Source organism: Nocardioides alpinus, from assembly GCF_900112035.1.
GTDB classification, from domain to species: domain Bacteria; phylum Actinomycetota; class Actinomycetes; order Propionibacteriales; family Nocardioidaceae; genus Nocardioides; species Nocardioides alpinus.
The window spans coordinates 441,128-458,041 of sequence record NZ_FOKC01000002.1; the positions used below are offsets into that span (position 1 = coordinate 441,128).

16 protein-coding genes are annotated in these 16,914 nt (G+C 70.8%); 2 read left to right on the forward strand and 14 right to left on the reverse strand.

All coding sequences use genetic code 11. The features are described from left to right. The 9 genes from mrdA to BM127_RS07390 all read right to left on the reverse strand — a co-directional run bounded on the left by mrdA (position 1) and on the right by BM127_RS07390 (position 8,948). Positions 1 to 2,136: a penicillin-binding protein 2 gene (gene mrdA, locus BM127_RS07350; protein WP_091196931.1), complete on the reverse strand. Its 2,136-nt coding sequence runs from the start codon at positions 2,134 to 2,136 to the stop codon at positions 1 to 3. Continuing rightward, complete coding sequence (gene mreD, locus BM127_RS07355; protein ID WP_091196580.1) at positions 2,133 to 2,645, reverse strand: rod shape-determining protein MreD; 513 nt, start codon at positions 2,643 to 2,645, stop codon at positions 2,133 to 2,135. Before mreD ends, mrdA begins: the two co-directional genes overlap by 4 nt. Further along, entirely contained in the window at positions 2,642 to 3,580 is a 939-nt protein-coding gene (gene mreC / locus BM127_RS07360; RefSeq protein WP_091196583.1) for a rod shape-determining protein MreC, read from the reverse strand. Before mreC ends, mreD begins: the two co-directional genes overlap by 4 nt. Then, positions 3,580 to 4,608, reverse strand: coding sequence for a rod shape-determining protein (locus BM127_RS07365; RefSeq protein ID WP_175507343.1), 1,029 nt, complete (start codon positions 4,606 to 4,608; stop codon positions 3,580 to 3,582). Before BM127_RS07365 ends, mreC begins: the two co-directional genes overlap by 1 nt. Positions 4,609 to 4,794: 186 nt before the next feature. After that, positions 4,795 to 5,217, reverse strand: a complete 423-nt coding sequence (ndk, locus tag BM127_RS07370) for a nucleoside-diphosphate kinase (protein ID WP_091196585.1) — start codon at positions 5,215 to 5,217, stop codon at positions 4,795 to 4,797. A gap of 19 nt (positions 5,218 to 5,236) precedes the next feature. Then, positions 5,237 to 5,629, reverse strand: a complete 393-nt coding sequence (locus BM127_RS07375) for a DUF4233 domain-containing protein (RefSeq protein WP_231263309.1) — start codon at positions 5,627 to 5,629, stop codon at positions 5,237 to 5,239. Then, positions 5,626 to 6,984 (reverse strand): bifunctional folylpolyglutamate synthase/dihydrofolate synthase, encoded by a 1,359-nt coding sequence (locus BM127_RS07380; protein WP_091196587.1) that lies wholly within the window; start codon positions 6,982 to 6,984, stop codon positions 5,626 to 5,628. Before BM127_RS07380 ends, BM127_RS07375 begins: the two co-directional genes overlap by 4 nt. 38 nt (positions 6,985 to 7,022) lie before the next feature. Then, positions 7,023 to 8,021 (reverse strand): hypothetical protein, encoded by a 999-nt coding sequence (locus tag BM127_RS07385; protein ID WP_139227681.1) that lies wholly within the window; start codon positions 8,019 to 8,021, stop codon positions 7,023 to 7,025. Between the two features lie 9 nt (positions 8,022 to 8,030). Beyond that, on the reverse strand, positions 8,031 to 8,948 hold the full coding sequence (locus BM127_RS07390) for a GNAT family N-acetyltransferase (RefSeq protein WP_091196939.1): 918 nt from the start codon (positions 8,946 to 8,948) through the stop codon (positions 8,031 to 8,033). Between the two features lie 77 nt (positions 8,949 to 9,025). Here BM127_RS07390 and valS point away from each other — a divergent pair, with 77 nt between their 5' ends. Next, a complete protein-coding gene (gene valS, locus BM127_RS07395; RefSeq protein WP_091196591.1) occupies positions 9,026 to 11,674 on the forward strand; it encodes a valine--tRNA ligase in 2,649 nt (882 codons plus the stop codon). 1 nt (position 11,675) lies between these two features. Here the strand turns inward: valS and BM127_RS22170 are convergent, their stop codons facing one another. The 5 genes from BM127_RS22170 to BM127_RS07420 form a co-directional block, all read right to left on the reverse strand. Beyond that, on the reverse strand, positions 11,676 to 12,347 hold the full coding sequence (locus BM127_RS22170; RefSeq protein WP_091196594.1) for a hypothetical protein: 672 nt from the start codon (positions 12,345 to 12,347) through the stop codon (positions 11,676 to 11,678). A 162-nt stretch (positions 12,348 to 12,509) separates the two neighbouring features. Beyond that, on the reverse strand, positions 12,510 to 13,790 hold the full coding sequence (gene clpX / locus BM127_RS07405) for an ATP-dependent Clp protease ATP-binding subunit ClpX (RefSeq protein ID WP_091196595.1): 1,281 nt from the start codon (positions 13,788 to 13,790) through the stop codon (positions 12,510 to 12,512). A 159-nt stretch (positions 13,791 to 13,949) separates the two neighbouring features. Beyond that, positions 13,950 to 14,558 (reverse strand): ATP-dependent Clp protease proteolytic subunit, encoded by a 609-nt coding sequence (locus BM127_RS07410; RefSeq protein WP_091196598.1) that lies wholly within the window; start codon positions 14,556 to 14,558, stop codon positions 13,950 to 13,952. A 5-nt stretch (positions 14,559 to 14,563) separates the two neighbouring features. After that, entirely contained in the window at positions 14,564 to 15,169 is a 606-nt protein-coding gene (locus tag BM127_RS07415; protein WP_091196942.1) for an ATP-dependent Clp protease proteolytic subunit, read from the reverse strand. A 124-nt stretch (positions 15,170 to 15,293) separates the two neighbouring features. After that, positions 15,294 to 15,719, reverse strand: a complete 426-nt coding sequence (locus tag BM127_RS07420; protein WP_139227682.1) for a MarR family winged helix-turn-helix transcriptional regulator — start codon at positions 15,717 to 15,719, stop codon at positions 15,294 to 15,296. Positions 15,720 to 15,743: 24 nt separating this feature from the next. On the opposite strand from BM127_RS07420, the gene BM127_RS07425 reads away from it, so the two are divergent. Then, positions 15,744 to 16,910, forward strand: a complete 1,167-nt coding sequence (locus BM127_RS07425; protein WP_139227683.1) for a phosphotransferase — start codon at positions 15,744 to 15,746, stop codon at positions 16,908 to 16,910. The last annotated feature ends 4 nt before the right edge of the window (positions 16,911 to 16,914 follow it).

Below are 16,914 nucleotides of genomic sequence, written 5' to 3' on the forward strand. Positions count from 1 at the left end.
TCACTCCCCCGCCTTCTTGCGGGTGGCCGGCGGCATGATCGAGCCGTCGTCGAGGAACTCCGGCAGCCTCATCGGCGGGACGGTGCCGGGAGTGGCGGCGCGGGCGGGGCGTACGGCCTCGCCGTCGATGCCGTACAACGCCTCCCAGATGGCGCGGATCCCGTCGCCGGTGGAGCCGGACCCGGTGCCGGCCTGGCTGATCATCATCACCACGACGTAGTCCTCGCTGTAGGACGCGACCCAGCCGGTCGTCTGCTTGCCGTAGACCTCCGCGGAGCCGGTCTTGGAGCGCACGGTGACCTGGTCGAGCGGGAAGCCGCCCATCTTCCAGGCCATCGTGCCGACGCGGGTCACGTTCTGCAGCGCGCTGTCGATGTAGTCGAGGTACTTCTTCGGGACGTCGAGCTGGGCGACCTTGCGCGGGGTGATGCGGCGCAGCACCTGGCCCTCGGGGCTGACGATCGCCTTGGCGACGGTCGGGGCGAAGAGGGTGCCGCCGTTGCTGATCGCGGCGTAGCCGCGGGCGAGCTGGAGCGGGGTGACGATCGTGTCGCCCTGGCCGATGGAGAAGTTCACCGCGTCACCGGCTCGGTAGAGGTTGCCCTCGAGGCAGAACTCGTAGGCGAACTTGTAGACGAAGTCGCTCGTGTCAGCCGTCTGGGGCTTGTCCGCGAGGTCGCAGTAGTAGTCCTTCTGCGACTCGTAGTAGTCCTGCTTCCACTGCCGGTCGGCGATGCGACCGGGAGCCTCACCGGGCAGGTCGATCCCGGTCCGCGAGCCGAAGCCGAACTCCTTGGCCTCCTCGACCAGCGGGTCGCGGGCGTCGATGTCGGCCGGGTCGCTCCCGAAGCGCTGCCAGAAGTCGTAGCCGATGCGGTAGAAGAACGTGTTGCAGGAGACCTCGAGCGCCTTGGCGAAGCCGATGTTGCCGTAGGCGCCGGACTCGTAGTTCTTGAAGACCCGGTTGCCGACCTGGAAGCCCGACGAGCACGGCAGCGTCGTGTCGAGCGCGTAGCCGTTGGTGAGCGCACCCGCGGTCATGAACGGCTTCCACGTCGAGCCGGGCGCGAACTGTCCCTGCGTGGCGCGCGAGAGCAGCGGGGTGCCGGCCTTCTCGGAGTAGAGGTGGGCCAGCTGCGACTCGCTGATGCCGCCGGTCCACACGTCCGGGTCGTACGTCGGCTGGCTGGCCATCGCGACCACCCGACCGGCCTTGGCGTCGAGGACGACCGCGGCGCCCGAGTCCGCGGCGTACTTGCGTCCGGTGACCGGGTCGACCTGGGTGCGCTGGAAGGCGATCCGCTCGGCGAGCTGCTTCTCGACGACCGACTGCACCTTGGCGTCGATCGAGGTGACGAGGGTGTCTCCCGGCGTGCTCTCGACGAGGGAGTCGTCGCCCAGCACGCGGCCCATCGAGTCGACCGCGACGCGGCGGTAGCCGGGCAGGCCGCGCAGCCACTCGTCGTACTGCTTCTCGACACCGGCGCGACCGACGACGGAGGCGCCGTTGAGGGACCGGTCGTCGCGATCGGCAGCGAGGTCGTACTCGTCCTCGGTGATGGGGCTGAGGTAGCCCAGGACGTGGGCCAGGTTGATGCCGAAGGGGCGGGGGTAGGAGCGGACGTTCTGCTGCTCGGCGAGCACGCCGGGGTAGTCCTCGGGCTGCTCGAGCACGCGCAGCGCCACGTCCTTGGAGACGTCGGTGGCGACGGGAACGGGCTGGTAGGGCGAGCCGTTCCAGCAGACGTCGCGGACGCTCCCGGGGTCACCGCAGGTGACCAGGCTGGCCTCGACGTCCTCGGGTTCGGCGTCGACGACGACCGCGACGCGGCGGACGAGCTCGGTGCGCTGGTCCTCCTCGAGCTTGCCGAGCAGGGTGCGGTCGACGGAGATGACCCACGACGTGCGGTTGGCGACGAGGGGTCGTCCCTGGCTGTCGACGATCAACCCGCGCTGCGGCTGCACGACGATGTCGCGGACCGACTGGTTGGCGGCCTGCGCCTGGTAGGACTCACCGCCGATGACCTGGAGGTAGTAGAGCCGGACGAACAAGGTGGCGAAGAGCGAGAACGCCAGCGCCTGCACCACGACCAGCCGGAGCCGGCTGCTGCCCGAGGTGCGGGACGTACGACTCACTGCGCGGCCCACTGCGGGTTGAGCCGCGTGAAGAGCCTCATCAGCGGGGGCAGCACGAACGGCGTCAGCAGCACGTCCCACACGAGCGCGACCAGCACGACCTCGAGCAGACCGGCGATCGACATCGTGGGGTCGTCGAGGAGCACGCCGGTGAGGGCGAAGAGCGAGGTGGCGACGAAGGACGCGGCGGCGACCGTCCCGACCACGGCGAGCGCGGTCGGCTTCACGTCCTGACGCATGCGCGCGGCCAGGAAGGCCGCGACCGTCAGGGCCAGGGCCCATCGGCCGGCGATGTGGTCGGCCGGCGGTGCGAGGTCGAGGGTGAGACCCGCGGCGAAGCCCAGGACCAGGGCGAAGGGCGCCTCGACCGTGAGGGCGGCGGCGACCACGACGAGCAGGCAGAGGTTGGGCACGATGCCGTGCCAGGCCAGGTGCGGGAAGAGCGACACCTGCACGACGAGGGCGACGACCACGGCGGCGAATGCGGCGAGCCAGCGGAGGTAGCTCATCGGAGGCTCCCGTCGGCCTCGACGACCGCCCGGTCGCTCTCGCTGCCGCTGGGCACCATCACGCCCACGACGTCGAGCGCCGAGAAGTCCACGAACGGCTTGACCACGGCCCTCTGGGAGGCCTCGCGCAGAGAGGTGTAGACCTCGGTGATCGTGCCGACCGGCACGCCGGGCGCGTAGGGGCCGGTGGCGCTCCCCCACGTGACGACCGTGTCGTCGCGGGCGGGGATCGAGGCGTCGTCGACCAGGCGCAGGTCCAGCCCGGCGTCCTGGTCGAGCGACCCGCTGCCGGTGACGAAGCCGATCTCCATGCTGGACCCGACGCGACCACCGACGGTCGAGTCGGGGTCGGTGATCAGCAGCACCGTCGCGGTGCCGCGGGTGACACGCAGGACGCGGCCCACGAGGCCCTCGTTGTTGACGACGGTCATGTCGGGGCCGAGCCCGGCGGCCGACCCGGCGTCGATGGTGACCGTGAAGCTCTGGGACTGGCGCGAGCCGAGCGCCACCACCCGGGCCGGGACGAGGGCCGAGCCCAGGTCGGCCGCGGCCGTGGTGAGGCCGTCGTACTGCTCGAGGCGGTTGCGGTCGAAGCCGGCGAGCTCGACCTGGCCGCGGAGCTCGGCGTTGCTGGCCTCGAGGTCGCGGACCTCGTCGGCGAGGTCGTCCTTGCTGCGGAACCAGGCGGGCACCGCGGTGAAGGGGCGTACGGCGGCTGCCGCGGCGGACTCGGCGGGACCGAAGGCCTCGCCGATCACCCGCCGGGCCGGCTCCAGCGGCGACGACCCGCCACCCGAGACGTCGAGCGTGATCAGGGTGATGCTCGCGAGCAGCAGGGCGACCAGGAGCGAGCGCGGCGGCCGGTTGCGCGACTCGAGACGGTCGAGGCCGGTCCAGCGGCGCTCGCGCCCGTCGTGTCCCCCCAGCGTCCCCATCAGAAGCGCCGACGATCCGACACGAGCACCTGCTGCAGGGCCTCGAACTCCTCCACGCACTTGCCGGCGCCGTAGGCGACCGAGGACAGCGGGTCCTCGGCGACGTGCACCGGCATGCCGGTCTCGTGGCGCAGCCGCTCGTCGAGGCCGCGGAGCATGGCGCCGCCGCCGGTGAGCACGATGCCGCGGTCCATGATGTCGCCGGCGAGCTCGGGCGGGGTCTGGTCCAGAGTGGTGCGGACCGCGTCGATGATGTTGTGGAGCGGCTCCTCGAGCGCCTGGCGCAGCTCGGAGCTCGAGACGACGACGGTGCGGGGCAGGCCGGAGACCATGTCGCGGCCGCGGATCTCGGCGTCCGGCTCGGTGGGGAGCGGGAAGGCCGACCCGAGGGTCATCTTGACCTCCTCGGCGGTGCGCTCCCCCAGCATCAGGGAGTACTCCTTCTTCATCCACGCGATGATCGCCTGGTCCAGGTCGTCACCGGCGGTCCGCACGGACAGGCTCGTGACGATGCCGCCGAGGCTGATCACCGCGACCTCGGTGGTGCCACCGCCGACGTCGACGACCATGTTGCCGGTGGCCTCGTGCACGGGGAGCCCGGCGCCGATCGCGGCGGCCATCGGCTCCTCGACGATGTAGACCTTGCGGGCGCCGGCCTGGTAGCCGGCCTCCTTGACGGCACGCTGCTCCACGGCCGTGATGCCGCTCGGCACGCAGATCACCATGCGGGGCTTGGCGAAGTAGCGGCGGCGGTGCACCTGGTGGATGAAGTAGCGCAGCATCTGCTCGGTCGCCTCGAAGTCGGCGATCACGCCGTCCTTCAGGGGGCGGATGGCCGCGATGTTGTCGGGCGTGCGCCCGATCATCCGCTTGGCCTCGTGGCCGACGGCGAGCACCTCGCCGGTCGTGGTGTTCATGGCGACGACCGACGGCTCGTCGAGCACGATGCCCTTGCCGCGGACATAGACCAGTGTGTTGGCGGTGCCGAGGTCGACGGCCATGTCGCGGCCGATGATGCTGTGTGCCATGCCCCTGAGCCCTTGGAGGTCGGTCGTGCCGGGAAGAGGGGTCAGCAGCCCTCCCGCCGACCCTGACTCAGGTTAAGGAGCAGGCAGGCAGCATCCCGGTAGGACACGCGCGGGGTCTGTGAGGCTGGTGTGAAAGATGTCCTCGGCGTGAGTCAGTGGATCGCGAGCAAGCTCGCGCTCACTGACTCAGCTCGGAAACCAGATCCCGATCTCGCGGGCGGCGGACTCCTCGGAGTCCGAGCCGTGCACGAGGTTCTGCTGGACGGCAAGACCCCAGTCGCGGCCGAGGTCGCCACGGATGGTGCCGGGGGCGGCGACGGTCGGGTCGGTGGCGCCGGCCAGGGACCGGAAGCCCTCGATGCAGCGCTGGCCCTCGATGACGATGGCGAGGACCGGGCCGGAGAGCATGAACTCGACCAGCGGCCCGTAGAACGGCTTGCCCTCGTGCTCGGCGTAGTGGGCGGCAAGGATCTCGGGGGTTGCGCTGCGGAGCTCGACGGCCGCGAGCGTGTAGCCCTTGGCCTCGATCCGGCGCAGGATCTCGCCGGAGAGGCCGCGGCGTACGCCGTCGGGCTTGACGAGGACGAGGGAACGCTGCACGTCGGTCATGCGAGCACCCTAGCCAGCCTCAGCCCTGCTCCGCGCGCCAGGCTGCCCATGCCTCGGCGCGCTCGCGCTCGATCTTGCGACCCAGCAGGTCGGCACCGGCCCACAGCGCGGCGAAGACGGCACCGAGGCCGAACATCACCGGGATGACGAAGCCGAGGCCGATCGCGGCGACCTGGACCACGTAGCCGGCGAGGTAGGCCCACTCGGCGCGCAGCATGCCGGCCAGCAGCAGGCACACCACGGCGAGGCCGAGCCCGATCGCCACGGCGGTGCCGGCAGGGACGTCGGAGATCGCGATCATCACCGGGGTGGTCAGGCCGAGGGCGATGGCCTCCAGCGACAGCACCGCCGCGCACATGCCGCGGCGGGGTGATCGCTCGGTGTTGGTCGGGACCTCGTCCTGGCTGCTCATCGGCGGCCCTTGAGCATCGCGCGCGCCTCGCCCACGGTGACGACCGAACCGGTGACCAGCACGGCGCCGGCGCCGATGGAGACCTCGATGGCCTCCCCCGCCTCGGCGAGGGTCGCGGCCCGCTCGATGGCGTCGGAGAGGTCGGGGACGACGCTGACCCGGTCCTCGCCGAAGATCTCGACGGCGGCACGACCGAGCGCGCTGGCCGACATCGACCGCGGGCTCGAGTTCTGGGTGCACACGAGGTAGGCGAGGTGGGGCTCGAGGACGTTGAGCACGCCCTCGTGGTCCTTGTCCTCCATCACACCCATCACGCCCACCAGGGGGCTGAAGGCGAAGGAGTCCTCCAGCGCGGCGGCAACAGCCTCGGCGCCGTGGGGGTTGTGGGCGGCGTCGAGGACGATCGTGGGGCTGCGCCGGATGATCTCCAGCCGCCCGGGGGAGGTCACCTCGGCGAAGGCGGCCCGTACGAGGTCCTCGTCGAGGGCGCCGGTGCCGAAGGACTCGACCGCAGCGAGGGCGACGGCGGCGTTCTGGGCCTGGTGGGCGCCGTAGAGCGGGAGGAACACGTCGTCGTAGCGACCCCGCAGGCCCTGCAGCGAGATCATCTGGCCGCCGACCGCGGGCGTACGGGCCGCGACGCCGAACTCGACACCCTCTCGCACGACGGTGGCGCCGACCTCGACCGCTCGCGCGAGCAGGACGGTGGCGACCTCGGGGGTCTGCTCGGCCAGCACCGCGACGGACCCGGCCTTGATGATGCCGGCCTTCTCGAGAGCGATGGTGGGGGCGTCCTCGCCGAGGTACTTGGCGTGGTCGACGGCGATCGGCAGCACGACGGCGACGTCGGCGTCGATCACGTTGGTGGCGTCCCAGCTGCCGCCCATCCCGACCTCGACCACGGCCGCGTCGACCGGGGCGTCCGCGAAGGCGGCGTAGGCCATCCCGACGATCGTCTCGAAGAAGCTGAGCGGGTGCTCCTGGTCGGCGTCCACGAGGTGGGTGTAGGGGGCGACGTCGTTGAAGGCGCGGACGAACGCCTCGTCGTCCATCGGCTCGCCGTCGATGCTGATCCGCTCGCTCATCCTCTCCAGGTGCGGGGAGGTGAAGCGACCGGTGCGCAGGTCGAGGGCGCGCAGCAGGGTCTCGATCATCCGGCTCGTGCTGGTCTTGCCGTTGGTGCCGGTCAGGTGGATCGAGCGGAACGAGCGCTGCGGGTCGCCGAGCAGCTCGGTGAAGGCCTCGATGCGGTCGAGGCTCGGCTCGAGCTTGGTCTCGGGCCAGCGGGACAGCAGCGCGTCCTCGACCTCGTCGAACGTCTGGGCGGGGCGGGCGGCCTGGGGTGCGTCAGTCATCTCGGGTCGAGTCTAGGGCCCGTCCGGAGGCGACCGCGCTAGCAGGAGACCACTCGCCGCCACGGCTTCACGACCTCCAGCGCGCGGCCGTCGAGCGGGCGCTCGCGGAACTGGTCGAGGGCGTCGGCCCAACGCGGGTGGGCGGTGCCGGTGACGTACATCGCGGAGCCCTGGTCGGCGTAGACCAGGCCGTAGCGCTTCATCGCGACCACGATCGCGCGCGCGGCCCCGGTGTAGCGCCGCGCCGGGAACGACCGCGGCAGCCGGAAGCGCAGGCCGTACGCCGGCAGGTCCCGCGCGGTGTTGCCGCTCGGACCGCAGTGGCGGGCCGGCCAGGTGTAGGCGTGGCGGGCCGACGGCAGGGTGAACCGCAGCGCGTGGGTGATGCGACCCGAGGCAGCCTCGTCGTGATCGAGGAGGCCGGGCAGGATCGGCAGGCCGGCAGCGTCGGCGGACGTCCAGCCGGCGGGCCGCAGGCGGGTGGAGGAGAGGTCCCACCGGGCGGCCGCGGCGGCCCGCCAGGCGACCACCGTGCCGGACGCGTCACGCACCCGCTCGGCGGCGTACAGCTCGATCAGGTCGCAGGTGCCGCGCCGCACCGTCAGGACGTGCCGGTCGCCCTCGTCGGGGTCGGGATCACGGGTGCTGCCGCCCTCGATCGCTGCGTCGGCCGGCACGAAGACCGGGCCGCGGTCGCTCTCGTCGCGGTAGTCCTCACCGTCCACGCCGAACTGCAGCGGCAGCAGGGGCTGGTCCTCGTCGACGACGTTGACCGGGATGCCGTACTGGTCCTCGCTCGTTCCGAGGTCGAGGTGCAGGTCGTGCCCGGCCGCCTGCCGGTCCACGATCGCCCTCGACCACCGCCACACCGGACGGTCGTCGATGCGGCGGTTCCACGGGCTGTCGGCGGGGAACAGCTCGCACCCGCCGACCGCGTGGACGACCGCCGGACCGGCCTCGGGTGCAGCGAGCACCGGTGCGGACCCCGGAGCCAGGACGACGAGGCACAGGCTGGCGATGAGCACTGGACGCCGCATCCGGCGAGCCTAGGGCTCGCGGCGCACCCTGACGAGGTGCTCGGCCATGTCCACCACCGGTTCGTAGCCGAGGCCCGCGTAGATCTTGTGGGACGTCGGGTTGTCCTGGTCGGTGAACAGGCACATCCGGCTGCCCGCCTCGAGGCCGCGGCGGGTCAGCTCGCCCACGGCGTACGACGCGATGCCTCGGCCGCGGTGCTCGCGTGGCGTGTAGACCGGACCGATCCGTGCGACCCCGTACGACGGCAGGCCAGCGCCGGTCAGGTGCGCGACCGTGCCGTCCGGCAGCTCCCACAGCCACTCGACGCCCTCCCTGATCCGGACCAGGACGCTGTCGAGGGTGTTGTGCTCGCCCGACGTCGGGTCGGGCTCGCGCCCGGCCTGCTCGTCGGCCTCGGCGTGGAAGGCCGTGAACCACGACAGCACGAGCGCGGCGTCGTCCTCGGTGGCCGGCCTGAGCCGGCCCTCCGGAGCCGGGGGGACGACGACCGAGGTGGCCTCCCAGAGCCGGGTGGCCTTGTCGGTGACGAGCTCGCCGCCGACCAGCTCGGCGGTCGCCGCGGCGAGCACCCCGGCACCGGGGAGCGCGCCGTTGGCCCCACCCAGGAGCTCGCCCCGGTCGTGCAACGCGGCGGCGAGCGTGCGCGCCGCCTCGTCGCTCATCGGCATCCCGAAGGTCGGGTAGGGCTTGAAGGGCGCGGTGCGCATGGCCGCGCTCACCACGGCGCCGGAGTCGTCGCGGACCGCCAGCCACCAGCGTGCGAACGGTGCGTCGACCTCGGCCCAGGAGTCGTGGCCGTCCGCGATCTCGCGGGCGGTGCGCTCGCTGACGCTGGCGATCACGCTGCCCAGGACCGGGTCCGCGCGGAGCAGCTCACCGGCCGCCTCGAGGAAGGGCTGCGGGGTGTCGAAGAACTCCAGATCCATCACGCCACGCTACGGCGACGACACGTGGAGTCGATACTCGTTTTCGCAGGCCGGAGGCCCGTCCATAGACTTCGACCATGACTGACTCCCCCGCCACCCAGACCCCGGACACCGGTCCGGACACGACCGCGAGCACCGAGCTGCGCGACGTCGTCGTACCGGAGCGTCCGGCACTGGAGGGCCTGGAGGAGAAGTGGTCCCGCACGTGGGCCGACAACGACACCTACGCCTTCGACCGCACGCAGCCGCGGGAGAACGTCTACTCGATCGACACGCCCCCGCCGACCGTCAGCGGCTCGCTGCACGTGGGCCACGTCTACTCCTACAGCCACACCGACCTCATCGCGCGCTACCAGCGGATGCAGGGCAAGGCCGTCTTCTACCCGATCGGCTGGGACGACAACGGCCTGCCGACCGAGCGGCGGGTGCAGAACTACTTCGGCGTGCGCTGCGACCCGACGCTGCCCTACGACGCCGACTTCACGCCGCCGGAGAAGCCTGACCCGAAGAAGCAGGTCTCGATCAGCCGGCCCAACTTCATCGAGCTGTGCGAGCAGCTCGTCGTCGAGGACGAGAAGGCGTTCGAGGCGCTGTGGCGCCAGCTCGGCCTCTCGGTCCAGTGGAACCCGACCTACACGACCATCGGCGACCACTCGCGCACCGTGAGCCAGCGTGCGTTCCTGCGCAACTACGCCCGGGGCGAGGCCTACCTGTCCGAGGCGCCGACCCTGTGGGACGTCACCTTCCAGACGGCCGTCGCGCAGGCCGAGCTCGAGGCGCGCGACTACCCCGGCCACTACCACCGCGTCGCGTTCCACAAGCCCGACGGCACCCCCCTGCACATCGAGACCACGCGTCCCGAGCTGATCCCGAGCGTCGTCGCGCTCATCGCGCACCCCGACGACGAGCGCTACCAGGACCTGTTCGGCACGACCGTCACGTCGCCGGTCTTCGGTGTCGAGATCCCGGTCCTCGCCCACCACGCGGCCGAGCCCGACAAGGGTGCCGGCATCGCGATGTGCTGCACGTTCGGTGACCTCACCGACGTCATCTGGTGGCGCGAGCTGAGCCTGCCGGTCCGCACCGTGGTCGGCCGCGACGGTCGCCTGCACCGCGAGACCCCCGAGTGGCTCGCCGCCGACGGTGCCTCGACGGCGTACGCCGAGCTGGCCGGCAAGACGACCTTCAGTGCCCGCGAGGCGATGGTCGCGCTCCTGCGCGAGTCCGGCGACCTCGACGGTGAGCCGAAGGCCACCCAGCGGATGGCGAACTTCTACGAGAAGGGCGACAAGCCGCTCGAGATCGTCGCCACCCGCCAGTGGTACATCACCAACGGCGGCAAGGACGCAGCGCTGCGCAAGGAGATGCTCGTCCGGGGCGAGGAGATCACCTGGATCCCCACCCACATGAAGCACCGCTACGACAACTGGGTCGGTGGCCTCAACGGCGACTGGCTGATCTCGCGCCAGCGCTTCTTCGGCATCCCCTTCCCGGTCTGGTACCCGGTCGACGCCGACGGCGAGCCCGACCACGACCACCCGCTGATGCCGTCCGAGGACCAGCTGCCGATCGACCCGTCCACGCAGGCACCCCACGGCTACACCGAGGACCAGCGCGGCAAGCCCGGCGGCTTCGTCGGCGACCCCGACGTGATGGACACGTGGGCGACCTCCTCGCTCACCCCCCAGATCGCCGGCATGTGGGAGGTCGACAACGACCTGTTCTCCCGCGTCTTCCCCTACGACCTGGCCACCCAGGCGCACGACATCATCCGCACCTGGCTGTTCTCCCGCGTGGTCCGCGCCGAGTTCGAGCACGGGGTCGTGCCGTGGTCGCACGCGATGATCTCCGGCTTCATCGTCGACCCCGACCGCAAGAAGATGTCGAAGTCCAAGGGCAACGTCGTGGTCCCGACCGACATCCTCGACAAGTACGGCGCCGACGCCGTCCGCTGGCGTGCAGCGATCGGTCGCCCGGGGATGGACTCCCCGTTCGACGAGTCACAGATGAAGATCGGCCGCCGGCTGGCGATGAAGGTGCTCAACGCCTCCAAGTTCGTCCTCGGCAACGTCGGCGCCACCACGCTGGTCCCCAGCACGGTCAGCGCGCCGGTCGACTGCGCCCTGCTGGGCCGGCTCGAGACCGTCGTGCGACGTGCGACCGAGGCCTTCGACGCCTACGACTACACCACCGCGCTCGAGGTCACCGAGAAGTTCTTCTGGGAGTTCTGCGACGACTACCTCGAGCTGGTTAAGGAGCGGGCGTACGACACCGACGGCGGCCAGGCGACCGAGTCGGCGCGCGCGACCCTCGCGATCGCCCTCCACACGCAGCTGAGGCTCCTCGCGCCGTTCCTGCCCTACGCCACCGAAGAGGTCTGGTCGTGGTGGCAGGACGGCTCGATCCACCACGCCGCCTGGCCCACCGCCGCCGACCTCGGCTCCGCCGCCGCGTCCCAGCCGCTGGTGCTCGACGCCGTCGCCGGGGCCCTGACCGGCATCCGCGGCGCCAAGTCGCAGGCCAAGGCCAAGATGCGGGCACCACTGTCACGCGTCGTGATCACCGGTCCCGGGGCCCTCGTCGCGGCTGCCCAGCAGGCGCAGGACGACCTGCGGGCGGTCGGCAACGTGGTCGGCGACCTGGAGTTCGTCACCGACGAGTCCGCGACCGAACTGCGGGTCAGCGCCGAGCTGGCACCGGTCGAGGACGCACCGGCGCCGGAGTAGGTCAGCCCTTGCGGGCGGCCTTCTCGGCTGCCCGCTCGGCGGCCTCGGCCGCCTTCTCAGCAGCCTTCTCGGCATGCTTGACCGCGTGGTCGGCGGACTTCTGCTCCGCGCGGGCCAGCTTCTCTGCGTCGCGCTCGGCGTGACGCTGGGCCTTGGCGGCGTCGCGCGCAGCCTTGTCGGCAGCCCTGGCGGCCTTGTCCGCGTCGCGCTGCGCCTTGCGGGCGGCCTTGTCCGCGTCGCGCTGAGCCTTGCGCGCGGCCTTGTCCGCGTCGCGCTGCGCCTTGCGCGCGGCCTTGTCAGCGGCCTTGTCGGACCTGTCGTCGGCCTGGTCCGACGAGGCGGTGTCCGGGGCGGGCGGTTCCGTCTGGAGGTCCACCTGCGCCTCGACCACGTCGGACTCCTTGTCGGACTCCTGGTCGGTGACCTTCGCTGCGTCCTTGGCGGGCACGGGCCCACCGGCGGACACGCCGAGCGGCTGCGCGCTGAGCTCGGCCGGGATGCTCACCGGGGTCGGCTCGGCCGGAGCAGCGACCGGGGCCGGTGCGCGGTCGACGTTGCCGCCCGCGGCGGCGGCGATCGGCTTGCCGGGGTGGAAGAGTTCGAGGGCCCAGCCCCGACCGACGGACAAGGTCATCAGGACGGCGCAGAGCACCGCCACCAGAGCGAACCCCACGAGCGGCCGCTTCGGATCAACCCCCACGGGTTCCCCTTCCCACATGCTGACGAGACGCCAGTCTGGAGGGGTCATGACGCATGATCACGGCCGATAGTCACGAATAGTCCGAAATGACTAGACCGGGGTGGTCAGGACGGGCCACGCAGGCCGGTCAGCGACTCAGGCCGACTTCTTCTTCTTGGCCTCGGACTCGCGCAGGATCAGCGTCGGCGCGACCTCGTCCTCGACGGTCTCGCGGGTGACGATCACCTTCGCCACGTCGCCGCGCGAGGGCACGTCGTACATGACGTAGAGGAGGACCTCCTCGATGATCGCGCGGAGGCCGCGGGCACCGGTGCCGCGCTCGAGGGCGGCTTCGGCGATCGAGTCGATGGCCTCGTCGGTGAACTCGAGCTCGACACCGTCGAGGTCGAAGAGCTTCTGGTACTGCTTGACGAGCGCGTTGCGCGGCTCGGTGAGGATCTGCACGAGTGCCTCGCGGTCGAGCTTGTTGACGCTCGCGATGAGCGGCAGGCGACCGATGAACTCGGGAATCAGGCCGAACTTGGTGAGGTCCTCGGGGCGCACCTGCGCGAGGAGGTCGTCGGCGTTGCGCTCGGCGGCGCCGCGTACCTCGGCGGTGAAGCCCAGCGACTTCTTGCCGACGCGCTGCTCGACGATCTGCTCGAGGCCGGCGAAGGCACCACCCACGATGAAGAGGATGTTGGTGGTGTCGATCTGGATGAACTCCTGGTGCGGGTGCTTGCGGCCGCCCTGCGGGGGCACGGACGCGGTGGTGCCCTCCAGCATCTTGAGCAGCGCCTGCTGGACGCCCTCGCCGGAGACGTCGCGGGTGATCGAGGGGTTCTCCGACTTGCGGGCCACCTTGTCGATCTCGTCGATGTAGATGATGCCCGTCTCGGCCTTCTTGACGTCGTAGTCAGCGGCCTGGATGAGCTTGAGGAGGATGTTCTCGACGTCCTCGCCGACGTAGCCGGCCTCGGTCAGAGCCGTGGCGTCGGCGATCGCGAACGGGACGTTGAGCATCCGCGCGAGCGTCTGGGCGAGGTAGGTCTTGCCGCAACCGGTCGGACCGATGACGAGGATGTTGGACTTGGCCACCTCGACCACGTCGTCCTTGACCTTGCCGCTCACCGGCTGGAGACCCGACTGGACCCGCTTGTAGTGGTTGTAGACCGCGACGGCGAGGGACTTCTTGGCGTGCTCCTGGCCGATGACGTAGGAGTTGAGGAACTCGAAGATCTCCTTGGGCTTGGGCAGCTCCTCGAGGCTGACCTCCGAACCCTCGGCGAGCTCCTCCTCGATGATCTCGTTGCAGAGCTCGATGCACTCGTCGCAGATGTAGACGTTGGGTCCAGCGATGAGCTTCTTGACCTGCTTCTGGCTCTTGCCACAGAAGTTGCACTTCAGCAGGTCGCCGCCGTCACCGATACGTGCCACGAGTCGTGTCCTCCAGTCTTGCCGGAAAGGGGTTCCGGCTCTCAACACCCTGCACCGTGCTGTCTTCCAACAGGCCCGACGACGGTACCCCGTGCCGGCCCCCGACGGGGGCCGGACACGAGATGTCGCGGGTCATGATTTCGTCAGTCCCCGACCCGCTCAGACGAGCGCGGGGGTGGCCTTGCGGGACTCGATGACGGCGTCGATCAGGCCGTACTCGACGGCCTGCGCGGCGGTGAGGATCTTGTCGCGCTCGATGTCCTTGCTGACCTGCTCGATGTCCTTGCCGCTGGAGTCGGCGATCATCCGCTCGAGCAGCTCGCGCATCCGCAGGATCTCGTTGGCCTGAATCTCGATGTCGGAGGTCTGGCCGAACGTGCCCTCGGTGTAGGGCTGGTGGATCAGGATGCGGCTGTTGGGCAGCGCCATCCGCTTGCCCTTCGCGCCGGCTCCCAGCAGGATCGCGGCCGCGGAGGCGGCCTGCCCGATGCACACGGTCTGCACGTCGGGCTTGATGAAGTTCATCGTGTCGTAGATCGCCGTCAGCGCGGTGAACGAGCCGCCGGGGCTGTTGATGTAGATGCTGATGTCGCTGTCGGGGTTCATCGTCTCCAGGCACATGAGCTGGGCGATGACCGCGTTGGCGACGTCGTCGCTGATCGGGGTGCCGAGGTAGATGATCCGGTCCTCGAAGAGCTTGGCGAAGGGGTCGATGCGGCGGAACCCGTAGGAGGTCCGCTCTTCCCACTGGGGGATGTAGTAGTTCATCTCGTTCAGTCCTTCGTCCTGGCCGGGCGGCCCTCGTCTGCGGCTTCGCGGGCATTGGTGACCACCTTGTCGACCAGGCCGTACTCGACGGCCTGCTCGGCGGTGAACCAGCGGTCACGGTCGGCGTCGGCGACGACCTGCTCGACGGTCTGGCCGGTGTGCTCGGCGATCAGGTCGAGCAGCACCTTCTTGATGTGGAGCGACTGCTGGGCCTGGATCTTGATGTCGGAGGCCGAGCCGCCCATCCCCGAGGAGGGCTGGTGCATCATGATCCGCGCGTGCGGGAGGGCGTAGCGCTTGCCCTTGGTGCCGGCGCAGAGGAGGAACTGGCCCATCGAGGCGGCCAGGCCCATGCCGACCGTGGCGACGTCGTTGGGGATGTAGTTCATCGTGTCGTAGATCGCCATGCCGGCGTCGACCGAGCCGCCGGGGCTGTTGATGTGCAGGAAGATGTCGGCCTCGGGGTCCTCTGCGGAGAGCAGGAGGAGCTGCGCGCAGATCGCGTTGGCGTTCTGGTCGCGCACCTCCGAACCGAGGAAGACGATGCGCTCGCGGAGCAGGCGCTGGTAGATGTGGTCATCGAGGCCATACATCCCACCGGCGCCGTTCATCTCGGGCGAGAGGGCTGGGCTGGAGTTCTGGTTCACGCTGGCGACACTAGCCGGAAGGTCGGACACTTCCACGCGATGACCCACCCTGTTCGCCCACAGCGGATTCCGTGCCCCGACGTGCCGCTCAGCCGAGCGCGACCTCCTCGAGCACCTCGCGGAAGACGCGGTAGCGCTCGGCTCCCACCTGCGTGGCCCACGCCTCGTCGTACGCCTCGAGCACTGCTGCCGCACGGGCGCGGGCCTCACGGCCGGCGGGCGTGAGGCGCACCCGGCGGGCCCGGGCGTCGTGGTCGGCGACGGCCACCTCCACCATCCCGAGCGCCGCGAGCTGGCGGACGAACTGTCCGCACCCCTGCGTGGTCATCTCGGCGCACTCGGCGAGCTCGGTGATGGTCAGTCCCTCCGGCGGCAGCCACTCCAGGACGCGCAGCTGGGAGGGACGCAGCTCGGGCGCCTCCTCGGCGAGGCGCTCACGCAGGCGCCCGAAGACCATCCCCATCAGCATGGGGAGGTGGGGCTCGACGGCAGGCAACCGGTTGACACCAGACATGAAAGCAGCTTACCTTTCTTGGTCATGAAAGCAACTTTCGCGACCGGCGCGGCGCGAGCACCCCGGCGCGAGGTGCTGGGCGACGACGACGTCACCGACGCCGAGCTGGCCGCGATGGTCGCCGACCTGTGGTGCGTTCGCGCCGTGACGCTGCTGGACTCGTCGGCCGAGACGGTCGACTACGACGTGCCGTCCATCCTCACCGGCGCCCGCACGTGGGTGCGGGGCCACGCCGATGCAGGACTCGGCGCCCGCGAGTTCACGTTGTTCGTCAAGCGGGTGCACAACTGGCGCCACTCCCCCGCCTTCGCCTTCGTGCCGGCCGACATCGCCGAGTGGGCCGCCGCGTCCGTGCCGTGGCGCGCGGAGCCACTCCTCTACGCCTCCGACCTCGCCGAGCGGCTGCCCGAGGGGCTCGGCGTGCCGCGGGGCCTGAGGGTCGACGAGCACGACGACGAGACCGCCGTGGTCTGGATCGAGGCCGTCGAGTGCGACCCGGCCCCGTGGACGTACGACGACAGCGTCCGCGCCGCGCGCCTGCTGGGCCGCCTCTCCGCCAGCCCGCAGGTCGCCCCGCTCGCCGACATCGACCCCCAGCCCTGGCACATCGACTCCTTCGTCAAGGGCCGGCTCGCGTTCACCGTGCTGCCCGGCCTCCACGACGACGCCACGTGGCGTCAGCCGACGGTCGCGGAGCACTTCGGGGACCTGCGCGACGGCCTGAGGGCCGCCGCGGGCCGCCTCGACGCCGTCGCCCGCGAGTTCGACGGCAGCCTGCACCGGGCCGCGCACGGCGACGCCTGCCCCAACAACCTGCTGCGTCGTACGGGCGAGTCCGGCCTCACCCTGATCGACTTCGGGTTCTGGCGCTCGCAACCGGTGGGCTTCGACCTCTCCCAGCTCCTGGTCGGAGACATCCAGATCGGGCGCCAGGACGCCGACGACCTCCCCGAGCGCGCCGAGGCATGCGTGCGTGCGTACGCCGCCGGGCTCGCCGACGAGGGCCTCGAGGTGCCGCTCGAGCAGGTGCGACGCAGCCATGCGGTGAGCCTGATGCTCTTCAACGGCCTGCCGAGCCTCCCGACGGAGGTGCTGCCGGACGAAGCGGCGTTCGACCACTGGACCCGGCAGCGCGCGGCCATCGCCCGCTACGCCCTCGACGTGCTGGCGCGGACCGAGCCCACCGCCTGACCCC